This window comes from Marinobacter profundi, assembly GCF_002744715.1.
In the GTDB taxonomy this organism is placed as follows: Bacteria; Pseudomonadota; Gammaproteobacteria; order Pseudomonadales; family Oleiphilaceae; genus Marinobacter; species Marinobacter profundi.
The window spans coordinates 162,605-176,592 of the sequence record NZ_KZ319373.1; the positions used below are offsets into that span (position 1 = coordinate 162,605).

Sequence of the window (13,988 nt, forward strand, 5' to 3'; positions counted from 1 at the left end):
GTTGCCCACAGAATGGCCAAAAAAGCCAAAATCGGCGACAATACGCCGCCGAAATTGAACGACCACCCATCGGGAAAGCATTAATGACCGCTGCAAGTGTTGAACGTGTAGACAGCAACGCCCCTCTGACTCCCTGGCAACGCTACCAGGCCGACCTGGAACGCCCCGACTTCCACAAGGATGCCGCCCAGGAAGACGCCGTCAAACGCCTTCAGGCCCTCTACGACAAGCTGGTCGATGCCGAAAACGACCGTAACAAGGGGCTGGCCAAGCTGCGTCGCAAGCTCAAGAAAGGCAAGGAAGACCCGGTCAAAGGCCTTTACTTCTGGGGTGGCGTCGGTCGTGGCAAAACCTACCTGATGGACACCTTTTACGAATCCCTGCCGTTCGAGCGCAAAATGCGAGTGCACTTCCACCGCTTCATGCAGCGGGTGCACAACGAACTGAAAACCCTCAAGGGCGAAAAGAACCCCCTCGAACAGGTCGCCCGACGTTTTGCCGATGAGACCCGGGTCATCTGCTTTGACGAATTCTTTGTCTCCGACATCGGCGATGCGATGATCCTGGCCACCCTGATGGATGGCCTGTTCAGTCGCGGTGTTACCCTGGTGTGCACCTCCAACATCGTACCGGACGGCCTCTACAAGGACGGCCTGCAGCGGGCCCGTTTCCTGCCTGCCATCGCACTGGTGAAGAAGCATACCGACGTGGTAAACGTCGACGGCGGCGTCGACTACCGCCTGCGTACCCTTGAGCAGGCCGAACTGTACCATTCGCCGCTGGACCAGCAGGCCGACATCAGCCTGCGTAAAAGCTTTGATGCCCTGGCGGTGGAAGCCGGCAAACACAGTAAAACCATGGAAATCAACGGTCGCAAGATCCCCGCCCAGGCCCACGCCGATGACGTGGTGTGGTTCGACTTCAAGGACGTCTGTGATGGCCCGCGCAGCCAGAACGACTACATTGAAATGGCCCGCCAGTTCCACGCCATCATCGTCAGCAACGTGCCGGTGCTCGGCGGCGACAAGGACGACCAGGCTCGCCGGTTCATCAACATGATCGACGAATTCTACGATCGCAATGTCAAGGTCATCATCTCGGCCGCCGCTCCGATCACCGCGCTCTATGCCGGCGGCCGGCTGAGTTTCGAGTTCGAACGTACCGAATCCCGCCTGCTGGAAATGCAGTCCCGGGAATACCTCGAAGCACCCCATAAACCATAAGAATTCAGTACCACTGAATCGACAGGCAACAGCGGACACATACAGCGCAGGGGTGCTTCCCTAAGGATCGCCCCGACTTCAGCAAAACGTGAACCGATAACACGTGAACTTACAACGCGTGAACTAAAACGAGAGATCCTTGATATGAGTAACGAAAACGTCGTAATTGTCAGCGGTGTCCGCACCCCGATGGGTGGCTTCATGGGCAGCCTGGCACCGGTCTCCGCGCCCGAGCTGGGTGCCATCTCCATTGCCGAAGCTGTCAAGCGTGCCGGCCTGCAGCCTGCGGATATCCAGGAAGTCATCATGGGCAACGTGCTGCCTGCCGGTCTCAAGCAGGGCCCCGCTCGCCAGGCCATGCGTCAGGCCGGCCTGCCGGACAGCACCGGTGCCACCACCATCAACAAACTGTGTGGCTCCGGCATGAAGGCCGCCATGCTGGCCCATGACCTGATCAAGGCCGGTACCAACGACATCATGGTTGCCGGCGGCATGGAAAGCATGTCCAACGCACCCTACGTCCTGCTGGGTGCCCGCCAGGGCTACCGCATGGGACCGGGCCAGGCGCCCCAGGACCACATGTTCCTGGACGGCCTGGAGGATGCCGAAACCGGCCGCCTGATGGGCGCCTTTGCCCAGGAAATGGCCGACAAGAAAGGCTACACCCGGAAAGACATGGACAACTACGCCATCTCCTCCCTCAAGCGGGCCCAGAACGCCATCAAAGAAGGCTTGCTGAAGGATGAAATCATCCCGGTCACCGTCAAGACCCGCAAGGGCGAAGTGGTCGTTGAAGACGATGAGCAGCCGCTGAACGCCAACCTGGAAAAGATTCCCACCCTGCGCCCGGCCTTCGCCAAAGACGGTACGGTAACCGCCGCCAACGCCTCGTCCATCTCCGATGGCGCCTCCGCGCTGGTGCTGATGCGGGAATCAGAAGCGGAAAAGCGTGGCCTCAAGCCGCTGGCCCGCATTGTTGCCCACAGCACCCAGTCCCAGCACCCGTCCGAATTTACCTGCGCACCGGTAGGGGCAATTGAAACCCTGCTCGCCAGGACCGGCTGGAGCAAGGATGACGTTGACCTTTACGAAATCAACGAAGCCTTCGCCATGGTCGCCATGATGCCGATCCAGGAGCTGGGCCTGGACCCGGAGAAAGTCAACGTCCACGGCGGCGCCTGCGCCCAGGGTCACCCTGTCGGCTCCACCGGCTCCCGCCTGCTGGTGACCCTGATGTACGCCCTGCAGCGCTACGGCAAGAAGAAAGGCATTGCAGCCCTGTGCATTGGCGGCGGCGAAGCTACCGCCATGGCCATCGAAATGCTCTGAGCCTTCCCTCCGGGGGGCAGACCCAAGGTCAGTCCCCCGAACCCGCTCTCCAGGGGACAGACCCAAGGTCAGTCCCCGAACCAGCTCCCCAGGGGACTGACCTCGGGTCTGTCCCCGAACCTGTCCCCCGCCATCCTCCCCGCTGGTTGCATCCCCAAATCTTGTCTATATTGTTGCTGTGCGAGCCCCCGCGGTAGAACGGCCAGAGGAGTGTGACTGCAAAATCATACTTTTGATCGATCAAAGCGCCCCATGGCGTTAGCTATAGTGCGATCATCACGAGCACTGTGCATGAAACCTCCAAACATCGTGAATACCAAATAATCAGAGCAGCGACTCAGAACAACAATGGAGTAGCCTTCCAATGACAAGAAAAACTCAGCAATGGCAGCAATGGGCGAAATTGCCTCTGGCTGTGGCTGTTGCCGCAGGCGTATCCGGCCAGGCATCGGCGTTTTCGTTTTACGTGGGGGATGTCGAAGCGTCGTTGAACACCACGCTGTCAGCCGGTGCCACCTGGCGGACCGAAGACCGTGACAAGCGCCTGATCGCCCAGGGTAACCTAGGACCTGAATTTGCCAACACCACCATCGGTGCCTCTACCAACAACTACGACGACGGCAACCTCAACTTCGAGAAGGGTGATACCGTCTCCAAGATCGTCAAGGGCAACACCGAGCTGTTCCTCAACTACAACGTGGACAGCAGTTTCCTGACCCGCGTCGGCGGCTTTGTCCGCGGCCGCTACTGGTACGATTTTGAACTCAAGGACGAAAGCCGCGCGATGGACGACGTGGGCCAGGTCCGTGAGCTGAACAAAGACGCCAAGGACAATGCCTCCGGCGGCGAACTGCTCGACGCCTACGTGTTCTCCGACTGGTACCTCGGTGAAGTGCCACTGAGCGTCCGTTACGGCAAACAGGTGCTGAGCTGGGGTGAGAGCACCTTTATCCAGGGCGGTATCAACACCATCAACCCGGTCGACGTTCAGGCCTTCCGTGCCCCCGGATCGGAGCTGAAGGATGCCCTGCTGCCGGTAGAAATGTTCTACATGTCCGCCGGTGTTACCGAGAACATCACCTTGGAGACCTTCGTACAGGCCGACTGGGAACCGGTTCGCCCGGATGACTGCGGTACCTTCTTCTCCACCAACGACTTTGCCGCCGATGGCTGTGGTCCGGTACTGCTTGCCGGCCAGTTGCCGGATTCCGTGGTGCTGGCTCAGGGCCTGGTGGCGGACCGCCTGGCGGACCAGGAAGCGGACAGCAAGGACCAGTTCGGTGTGGCCATGCGCTGGTATGTGCCGGCCCTGAATGACTCCGAGCTCGGCTTCTACTACATCAAGTACAACAGCCGTCTGCCTTACGTCAGCGGTGTGGTGCGGGATCCTGCCAACGGCGAGAACCTGCCGAAGTACTTCATCGAATACCCGGAGAACATCAACCTCTACGGGGTAAGTATCAACACCACTACCCCGGGTGGCTGGTCGCTGGGTGCGGAATACAGCTATCGCGATAAAATGCCGTTGCAGTGGAACGCCTTCGAGCTGATCTTCGGCGGTAACGAAGTAATCAACCCGGAGACCGGGCTGCCGGCAAGCTTGTTGCAGGTGCAGCGCGAGGCTGAGGCGGATGGCGCGTCACTGGATGGCCAGGCCACCAAGGGTTATGACAGCTTTGGCGTCTCCCAGGCCCAGTTCACCCTGATCAAGTTCTTCGACCAGGTCATGGGCGCCAGCCGGATGTCGCTGATCACCGAGTTCGGTGCCACCTACGTGCACGATCTGCCCGACCTGGATGAGGCCCGTTACGGCCGTTCCGGTACCTTCGGTATCGGTACCCTGCCGGGTGGCGCCTGCGACGGTACCGGCACCACCGGGACAGCGCTCAACATCAACACCAGCTACTGCACCAACGACGGTTTCACCACCGACTTCTCCTGGGGCTACCGCGCCCGTCTGGTGTGGGATTATCCGAACGCCATCGCCGGCATTAACCTGTCGCCGCAGCTGGCCTGGAGCCACGACGTCGAAGGTTATGCACCGCAGCCGGGTGGCAACTTCAACGAAGGCAACAAGGCTATCGGTGTCTCGCTGCAGGGCGTTTACCAGAACAAGATCACCGGCAACATCGGTTACACAAACTTTTTCGGTGGCAAACCGTATAACGAGTTGACCGACCGTGATTTCGTAAGTGCGAGCGTCTCTTACTCGTTCTGAGCGGCCCCGACATTCGTTTAACGAGGTAACAATAAATGAAATTGAACAAGACACTACTGGCCACGGGCGTACTTGCTGCAACACTGTTTGCCGGCAACGCCTTTGGCGCAGTCTCCGCACAGGAAGCGGCCAAGCTCGGGGACACCCTGACGCCCATCGGCGCTGAAAAAGCCGGTAACGGCAAAGAAATCCCGGCCTGGGACGGTGGTCTCAAGCAGATCCCGGCGGGTTACAAGGGCGACGGCATCTATGTCGATCCGTACCCCAACGACAAGATTCAGTTCACCATTGACCAGAGCAACGTCAGCCAGTACGCGGACAAACTGTCCCCGGGCCAGGTTGCGATGATCAAGAAGTACAGCGACTACAAGATCCCGGTTTACCCGACCCATCGTCCGGCAGCCTATCCGAAGGAGGTCATGGACAAGTCCGTCGACAACGCCACCAAGGTGGAGTTGATCAAGGGCGGTAACGGCCTGGGTAACTACCAGGACGCCATTCCGTTCCCGATTCCCCAGAACGGCCTCGAGGTGATCTGGAACCACATCACCCGTTACCGCGGTGGTTCGGTGCAGCGGAACGTGGGCCAGGTAACGCCGACCGAAAGTGGCGCCTACAGTGTGGTCAAGTTCCAGGACGAGCTGACCTGGCGGGCCTACCTGAAGGACTACAAGCCCAGCGAAGATCCCAACGTGCTGTTCTACTTCAAACAGGCCATCACCGGGCCGGCCCGTCTGGCGGGTAACGTCCTGCTGGTTCATGAAACCATTGACCAGGTTGCCGAGCCTCGCCGGGCGTGGGTCTACAACGCCGGCCAGCGCCGGGTTCGTCGCGCGCCGCAGGTTGCCTATGACGGACCGGGTACCGCAGCGGACGGCATGCGGACCTCCGATAACTTTGACATGTTCAACGGCGCGCCGGATCGTTACAACTGGGAGCTGATTGGCAAGAAGGAAATGTACATCCCGTACAACTCCTACAAGCTGGTGGATCGCAAGCTCAAGTATGACCAGATCATCAAGCCGGGCCACATCAACCAGGACCTGACCCGTTACGAGCTGCACCGCGTGTGGCACGTGCGGGCCACCCTGAAGCCGGGTGAGCGCCACATCTACGCCCAGCGTGACTTCTACATCGACGAAGACAGCTGGCAGGCCACCGTAATCGACCATTACGACGGTCGTGGTGAACTGTGGCGGGTTGCCGAGGCCCACAGCATGTACTTCTACGATCAGGAAGTGCCCTGGTACGCCATCGAAACCCTCTATGATCTGCTGTCCGGCCGCTACCTGGCCCTGGGCCTGACCAACGAGGAAACCGATCCCTACGCCTTCGGGGTAGAGCGCTCCTCCCGGGATTACACCCCGGCAGCCCTGCGCCGCGCCGGTACCCGGTAATCGGCAGGGATGTTGAACCCAGGGGACAGACCCAAGGTCAGTCCCCTTGGCTGAGAATCGGGGACTGACCTTTGGTCTGTCCCCTTTCCCTGTGAACACCATCACAAAACCCACCGGTTAACGTTGGCATTACGTCACCAACTACGCGTCAGCACCGTCAATTTTTTGCAGCCCGCCCCCTGTTTGGTTTACTCTTCCTCCGTATCATACTAAAGGCGTACCCGATGCAGGTCGCCAACTCAGAAGTCATGGCAGAGAACACCTGAAAGCCGGCCGGGCGTTTACCGGTCCTTGTTTGCCGGCTGTTTGCGACGGGGCGGGACGGGGCAGAGAGTGAAACCATTCGACGATGGCTGTGCGGCTAATGACGAATTCCAGTCCGTACTCGGCAGTACGACCCAGGGCGAGCTGATCTGGGACCTGCTGCGACAGCGTGTCCGTACTCCGGAACAACCTTCCGACTACCTGGTCCGGCCCGGCCTGAGCGCAAGGCTGCAGGGTGCTCTGGCACCGGGGGCCATTCTCCACCTTGAAGCGCCCTCCGGCTTTGGCAAAACCCTGGCCCTGAGTGCCGCGCTGGCGGAGTCATCAGGCCATCCGAATCTGCAGTGGATTTCCCTGACCAGCCAGGACAACGACGCCGTCCGTCTGCTGGCCTTGCTCACTATCGCCTTGCGGGCGCCGGGGCAGCAGGACGTTCCTGCCGGTCGCCAGCGGGTCGGCGGCATGGCCGATGCACTTTCCCTGTTACTTGGCGAAACACCGCAACAGACCCAGCCAGCGCCCGTCACCCTGGTGCTGGATAACGTGGACCAGGTGGTCAGTCCGTCGGCGGTTGCCTTGCTGGAGCAGTTGCTGGCGGAGTTGCCACCCTGGCTGTCGCTGGCACTGATCTCCCGCAAGGCGCTGCCCTTCGAGACCCACGGCCTGGAACTGGGTGGTCGCTTTACCCGCATTGCCGGCGACTCACTCGAGCTGTCCCGCTCGGAAACGCTGGCGTTTTTCGAGCCGGCGATTGCTGACGGCAAGCTCACCACCGTCGCGGTGGAACATCTCTATTCCCTGACCGAAGGCTGGCTGACCCCGCTGGCGCTGTATCGCCGGGAACTGGCCACCGCCACCAACGAGCGTTTTCCGATCCAGGAAACCCTCAATGTCGAACGCTTCCTGCGGGACTCGGTTTTTGGCCGGCTGACCCCGGCGCAACAACGCTCGCTGGCGATGATGGCGGAGCTGGATTCCATTTCCGATGACCTGTTCGCAGCGATGGCGGATGACGTCTGCGACCGCCAGTTCAGGCCTTCCCGGGTGGTGGCCAGCGGGCTGCCCATGCGCAGTGTTCCGGGTCGTGGCCGCTGGTACCGGCTCAACCCGTTGCTGCGGGAATGGTTGCTGGTGCCGGGGCTGGATGACCGTGAAGCCCGTGCCATGGTGGCCAGTCGCTGGTTTGAGAAGCGCGACGAATTCCCCGAGGCGCTGCGTTATGCGCTGATCAGCAACGACGTCGAAGAAGCCCTGCGTATCGCAGCGGAAGGCTCCGAGGCCTTGCTGGTGGGTCAGGACACGGCGTCGCTGTTACGGTTGCAGCGCTCGTTGCCCGCGGGCCTGTTCCAGCGCAGTCCGCGGCTGCGGATCGTCTACGGCTGGGTCCATGCCATTGGCGGTCAGTTCCGCGCGGCCCGGGCCTTGCTCGATGGCCTGCCGGAAGAAGACCGGCTGGCAATGAAAGGCCGGATCCATGCCCTGATGGCGGTGATCCTGCGGGGCGAAGGCAGTGTTGAGGCCGCCATCGAGGAGGCCGACCTGGCACTGTCCTGCGGCGAGTTGTCGACCCAGGCGCAACTGGTGTCCCAGCTGATCCGCGCCAGCGCCATGTGTGCCCGTGGCCGTTTCAGTGAGGCGCGCAGTGCCAATCGTATTGCCGCCCGTCTGGCGCGGGAGGCGGGTGACCCGGGGTCGGAAATTCTCGCGGTCTACGCCCACGCCCGCATTGAATTGGGTAAAGGGTCCCTGCGGCACTCGGAACAGCTGTTGCGGACGGCCCTCGACACCGCCATGAACGTCTCTAACCGGCCGGCCCGGGTGGGTGAAATCCGCCTGCAGCTGAACCTCGCCCTCGTACTCTGGCACCAGGGCAGGGAAGCGGAGGCCGACCGCCTGCTGGTGACCTGCGGTCGCTACGCCGAGCAATCCCGTGACCTGGGCCTGCTGCTGATTATGGCGCTGCGGGTACTGATCTGCCGCTCCCAGGGACGGCTGGACGACGCCTTTGCCTGGATCGGCCAGGCGGAACGTACCATGCAGTCCTGGCAGGTGGATGACACCGTCTACGTGCCGGTGCTGGAAGCGCTCAAGGCCAACTGCTGGCTGGCGCTCGATCAGCCGGACAGCGCAGCGATGGCGCTCCGGCGCCTGGAGCCATACCGCCGCCGACGCTGCGCGCCGGAGCTGATTCCGGTTATGCCGGGGCTGCTGGATTGCCTCCAGGTGCGTCTGGATCTGCGGCTGGGTCATGACAAGGCCGCCGCCAAGCTGCTGGAGGCCATTCGCCAGGAACCGTTCATCATCGCCGGCCAGGCTGGTGAGGGTCAGAAGGGTGAGAGTCAGGAGGGTGAGAGTCAGGAGGGTGAGAGTCAGGAGGGTAAGCGTGCGCCGGCCGATGTGGTGTTACCCTTTGGCCTGGCCCTACAGGTCCGCTTGCTGCAGGTGGTGCTGGATTACCGCAGTGGCCGGATAGCAGACGCCCGTAACGGATTGCTGACCGCTATTGAAGAGGCGGCGCCGGAGCATTACATCAGCCCCTTCCTCGAGCTCCGGGAGGAGTTGGTCGAGCCCTTGCAGAAAGTGCTTGCTGCACCGCAGACGGCGGCCCACGGGGCATTTGCCAGCGCACTGAGGCATGCTTTCGGCCTGCCGGAAGCGAGTCAGGAGCCCGTTGCCCAGCTCGCGGAGCCGATCAGCGACCGGGAGCAGGCGGTGCTGGAACTCATCGCCCAGGGCCTCTCCAACCAGGACATCGCCGACCGTCTGCACATCTCCCTGCACACGGTGAAAACCCATGCCCGCCGGATCAACGCCAAGCTGGAAGTGCGCTCCCGCACCCAGGCCATTGTCCGGGCGCGGGAACTGGGGCTGCTATAGCCCCCGCGGGGACCTCCCGGGGACTGACCTTAGGTCTGTCCCCTTCCTGCTCAACAGGCTAGTTTTTCGGGGACAGACCCAAGGTCAGTCCCCAAATCTGCAATTCCCTCCGGGGACAGACCCGAGGTCAGTCCCCAAATCTGCAATTCCCTCCGGGGACAGACCCGAGGTCAGTCCCCAAATCTGCAATCTCCTCTCCGGGGACAGACCCAAGGTCAGTCCCCTTGTCAGGCGGGTACCTCCCGGGGACTGACCTTGGGTCTGTCCCCTTCCGATTTAAGCTCATCCATCCGGCGATCCTTGGCGGCCCAAAGTTCGGTTACCCAGGCCTGGAAGGCCTTCTTGGTGCCGAAGTCGTTCTCGTAGTCCATGCCGAGGAACTGCTGCGGTATCTCCAGTTCGCGGATGTCGATGATGATCCGCGGGATGCGGCCACACAGGTAGTCCCAGATTCCCTTGCGGCCGTCCGGGTAGACGATGGTGACGTCCAGCATGGTGTGCAGGGTGTCGCCCATGGCGCTCAGCACGAAGCCGGTACCGCCGGCACGGGGTTTCAGCAGGTTGCGGTAGGGAGAGCGCTGGGCCTTGTGCTTGGCGGGGGTCAGCCGGGTGCCTTCCATGAAGTTGAACACGGTGACCGGGGTATAACGGAATTTCTCACAGGCGGCGCGGGTGGTTTCCAGGTCCTTACCCCGCAGTTCCGGCCGTTTCGCAATCTGCTCACGGGTGTGCCGACGCATGAACGGGAAGTCCAGTGCCCACCAGGCCACTCCCAGCAGCGGTACCCAGATCAGCTGTTGCTTGAGGAAAAACTTCAGCAGCGGGATGCGGCTGTTGAGGATGTACTGAATGGCCGGAATGTCAGTCCAGCTCTGGTGATTGCAGGTGACAAAATACCAGTGCTCCCGGCTCAGCCCCTCCGCGCCCCGCACGTCCCATTCCACCTTGTGGAGGATATCCACCAGCCGGTTGTTGAAACCGATCCACAGGTAAGCGATGCGGTTCAGCACCACGGTGCAGCCTTTGCGCACCGGTGTCAGCGGCAGCACCAGCTTGAGGACGGCGAACAGGATCAGGAACGGGAACAGGATCAGGGTGTTGAGCAGGATGGCCAACACTGCGAGCGTGCCCTTCAGAGGCGCGGGCAGGAAGTTAAGCATCTGGGATTGATTCTCCGGGGCTCGGGTTTACCGGGGACAGACCGGAGGTCAGTCGCCCTGCTTTTTAAGTCCGGGGACAGACCGGAGGTCAGTCCCCTTGCTTTTAAATCCGGGGACAGACCCGAGGTCAGTCCCCTTGCACTGATATCCGGGGACAGACCGGAGGTCAGTCCCCTTGCACTGATATCCGGGGACAGACCCAAGGTCAGTCCCCTAACTCTGCCGCCAGGGGACTGACCTTGGGTCTGTCCCCGGAAATTACGAATTTTACTTCGATTCGCGGCCAGAATTGGCAAATTTGCGGTCATAATACCCCAAATTGTTGTGGCCGATCATCGCTCGAATCTCTTTTACATAGTCCTCGCCGCGCTCGGAATAGCCGATCAGGCCGCCGGCCAGGGCGTTGCCATCCGGGAATTCGCTGTTGTTGCGATCCTTCTCGCGGATATCCCGCAGCGTCTGGTAGGTCTGGTGACGGTTCAGGTTCTGGATATAGGCCTGAACGGACTGGTAGGGTGAGGCGAATCGTGCCACCTCGTGACTCGCACCTTCTACCCGGCTCTGAGGCACCAGGCCGCAGCCCTTGCTGAAGCACCACTGGCCGAACAGGTTGTTGCCTTCGGTGGCAAAGCGCGAGGTGCCCCAGGCGGATTCGTTGGCGGCCTGGGCCATCACCAGCGACGGTGGAATCACATCCAGCCGTTTCAGCAGACGGGCGAACAGCTCGGGGCTGCCGGGTTCCTCATCCACCCGCAGGCGTTCGGCCTGGGCTTCCAGCCAGCGTACCTGGCTGCTGGTGAGTTTGTCCCTGCCTGCGAGGGATTCCAGGTACGCCCGTTCCATCAGGATGCGGCTGTTCGCCAGTTCGATACGGGGATACAGGAACGAAAAGAACGCCGCCTTTTTCTCGGTGGTGTCGCGAATCGCCGCGAAATCCGGCAGCTCTGCGGCTGCCCACTTCGGCAGTGGCGGCAGGCCCCGGGTCGCGATATCCCGCAGCGCTGCCTGGTCCACCGGTTTCGGGGTATACCAGAGGCCGGCAAGAGCGGCGACGAGCAGCGGAACCAGCAGTAACAGGGAGCGGCCAGCGACGGACATACAACCTCTCGTACAAAAATATGCCTATGATTGTAACAGGTTATACGTCGTCTTCACCCGCTGGACCAATACCCACATTTTCCCCTTACTCCGGCAACCGTGTCGCCAGCACCAGCCCCACTGCCTGTTCCGTACCATCAGTCTTGTGCACCCGCAGCACAAACTGGTCCTGGTCGGCCGTTACAAAGCCCTCCAGCACCAGGCCATCGGCATTCAGCCGCACCTGGCCGTTGCCCGGGCTGCTGTAGCCCAGCAGCAGGTCGGCGGGGATGATTGCAGTTGGCGCGGAGACAGTGCCGGCATCCACCTGATGGACAACCTCTACCCCTTGCCAGGACAAGGTCGCCTGGCTGGCGGAGTTGATGGTCAGCACCGCGCCCTGCAACTGGGTCAGCCAGTTACTGCCGGTGGCCATCCCCAGCATCACTCCGTGCAGCCGGTAACGCCCGCTGACGGGGGGTGCGGTGGTGGCCTGTTCGCCGGCCAGCAGCAGGCCGTCACCGGTGGTGGTGTTGTCCAGGTTGAAGGCCAGCAGGCTGCCGTCCGGGGCGCTGGCGCCTGTGCCCAGTTCGGGTGTTTCGGTGCTGCTGGAGGGCAGGGTGATGTCCAGGCTCAGCCGGCCGATATTCCGTACGCCGCTACTGAGCACCGAGGGCCGCGCGGTGAGTAACCGTTCACCATCCCGGTTGCCGCTGCCGCCGGTGACCGCACCGCTGCTGTCCCGCAGCAACCGCAGGGTAGACAAGGCCTGGCTCACCGTCTGGCCATTGACCTGCCAGCTGCCCACGCCGGATTCAATCACTACCGGGGTGGCGTTGTTGCCCATGCGGTTGGAGAGGCTGACCACGTTGTACTGACGACCGCTAAGGCTGGCGGTATCAAAGTCCATGGCGCGGCCAAGGTTCATCTCCAGCACACCGGTATACTGGTTTTCCAGCAGTCGACCCCGGCGCAGCTCACCGTCCACCGCCTGCAATTCGATGGCTTTGCCGGCGCTGAAATAGCTGGCCAGCACCCGGTCCGGCTTGCTGTCTGCACTACCGTCGGCAACACTCGCCACAAAGGCGTCCAAATAGTAGGGGTTGCGGGTCCAGCCGATGATCCGCGAGCTGCCACGGCCGGTTACGCTCTGGTAGAGCGCCCGTCCGGCCAGCAGCCGGGTGTTGTCCGCCAGGGTTGCGGCGCCCGGGGCGGAGGCATGGCTGTTGCGATCCCAGACATCGGAACCCAGGGAATAGAAACTGTTGGCGGCGGTCTGGGCCAGGGTTTCGCGGTCGTAGGGTACATCGCTGGCCAGCGAGGTGATGCTGATGCCGATGACGTCGAAGGTGGTCAGGGTCAGCCCCGGATAGACCCAGGCCACACCGTTGTCATCCTCCAGCCGTTCCTCCTGGGCGGTCCGTACCCCCCACTGGCCGGCGCCTTCAAACGCGCTGTCCAGAAAGGTCTGACCCAGCTCGAAACCGGCCCACACCGTGTTGTAATCCGCGGCACTGGCGGTGATCTTGCCGGACGACTCGCTGCCCAGCAGGGCATAGCGCGCCATGGCCGCCACGTAGCCGGCAAAGTCCGCGCGCTGGTCCAGAAACGCCACCGCAGCGGGCAGATCCAGGGTGCCGGGAATGTCGATCTCGAAATCGTGGACCTGGTCGGCCAGGGTCGACCAGACATACTTGTTGAGGCACAGGTTGTCGTCGGTGCTTTCCACGCAGTCCATCACCTGGGCAAACTCGCCGGCGGTATAGCTGCCAAGGGAGCGGGCCAGCAGGTACTCGGAAAAGGGGTTGACCTTCACATCACGGTCGTCATCCGCCACCAGTGCCCGCATCCGGGTATTGCCGACCACGGCCTCGACCACCACATCCGGGCCAACCGGCAGGCCGTCGGGAAAGGTGATGATTTCCCGTCCGCTGTCATCGGTCCGCCGGGTGACACTGACCGCTCCCAGCGGCTGCAGGGACTGGCTGGTGCGATACACCTCAATGCGGTCTGCGGTCACAATGCGCAGGTTGCGGCGGGTCAGCTCGCCGTCGGGCGCCACCGCTCCCGGTACCTCCACGGTAACCCGGATCTCGTTCTTTGCCAGCCCGATGGTGTTGCTGGAGTCCCCCGTGGTGCCGGACTGGAAATCGTCCACCGGATTCTTCGCGGGAGGAAAGCTGTTGGGCTGGGCAGATGCGCCGTCGATGGCATCCTCACCGCTGCCACAACCGCCAAGCAGGGTGGCGCCGGCAAGGGTCAGTGCGGTCAGCAGACTGGTAAATGTCCTGCCGGGGAGGCCTTGAACGGGAGTGAAACAGCGTGGTCGGAGCTGACGAGTCTGCATGCCTGAGAGTCCGTATTCAGAACGTGAGGCAGCAGTGTAGCAAGGGGCAGGGTGGTAAAAAGTGAGCCGGGCCACGAATCCGCAGCCCGGCCCGGC

8 protein-coding genes are annotated in these 13,988 nt (G+C 62.0%); 5 read left to right on the forward strand and 3 right to left on the reverse strand.

Going from position 1 to position 13,988, the window contains the following annotated elements; genetic code table 11:
* Positions 1-125 precede the first annotated feature (125 nt).
* From zapE to CLH61_RS13965, 5 genes are all read left to right on the forward strand, one after another.
* On the forward strand, positions 126-1,223 hold the full coding sequence (gene zapE / locus CLH61_RS13945; protein ID WP_211289126.1) for a cell division protein ZapE: 1,098 nt from the start codon (positions 126-128) through the stop codon (positions 1,221-1,223).
* 144 nt (positions 1,224-1,367) lie between these two features.
* Positions 1,368-2,552 (forward strand): thiolase family protein, encoded by a 1,185-nt coding sequence (locus tag CLH61_RS13950; protein WP_099615366.1) that lies wholly within the window; start codon positions 1,368-1,370, stop codon positions 2,550-2,552.
* 364 nt (positions 2,553-2,916) lie between these two features.
* Positions 2,917-4,770 (forward strand): DUF1302 domain-containing protein, encoded by a 1,854-nt coding sequence (locus CLH61_RS13955; protein ID WP_099615367.1) that lies wholly within the window; start codon positions 2,917-2,919, stop codon positions 4,768-4,770.
* 35 nt (positions 4,771-4,805) lie between these two features.
* Positions 4,806-6,167, forward strand: coding sequence for a DUF1329 domain-containing protein (locus CLH61_RS13960; RefSeq protein ID WP_099615368.1), 1,362 nt, complete (start codon positions 4,806-4,808; stop codon positions 6,165-6,167).
* Between the two features lie 333 nt (positions 6,168-6,500).
* Positions 6,501-9,308 carry a LuxR C-terminal-related transcriptional regulator gene (locus CLH61_RS13965; protein WP_170003742.1) on the forward strand — a complete coding sequence of 936 codons (2,808 nt, stop codon included), beginning with the start codon at positions 6,501-6,503 and terminating at the stop codon, positions 9,306-9,308.
* A gap of 227 nt (positions 9,309-9,535) precedes the next feature.
* Here CLH61_RS13965 and CLH61_RS13970 read toward each other — a convergent pair whose 3' ends face one another.
* The 3 genes from CLH61_RS13970 to CLH61_RS13980 form a co-directional block, all read right to left on the reverse strand.
* Positions 9,536-10,468, reverse strand: coding sequence for an acyltransferase (locus CLH61_RS13970; protein ID WP_099615369.1), 933 nt, complete (start codon positions 10,466-10,468; stop codon positions 9,536-9,538).
* Positions 10,469-10,735: 267 nt separating this feature from the next.
* Entirely contained in the window at positions 10,736-11,566 is an 831-nt protein-coding gene (locus tag CLH61_RS13975; protein WP_099615370.1) for a glucosaminidase domain-containing protein, read from the reverse strand.
* A gap of 85 nt (positions 11,567-11,651) precedes the next feature.
* Positions 11,652-13,892: a hypothetical protein gene (locus tag CLH61_RS13980; protein ID WP_228152645.1), complete on the reverse strand. Its 2,241-nt coding sequence runs from the start codon at positions 13,890-13,892 to the stop codon at positions 11,652-11,654.
* Between the last annotated feature and the right edge of the window lie 96 nt (positions 13,893-13,988).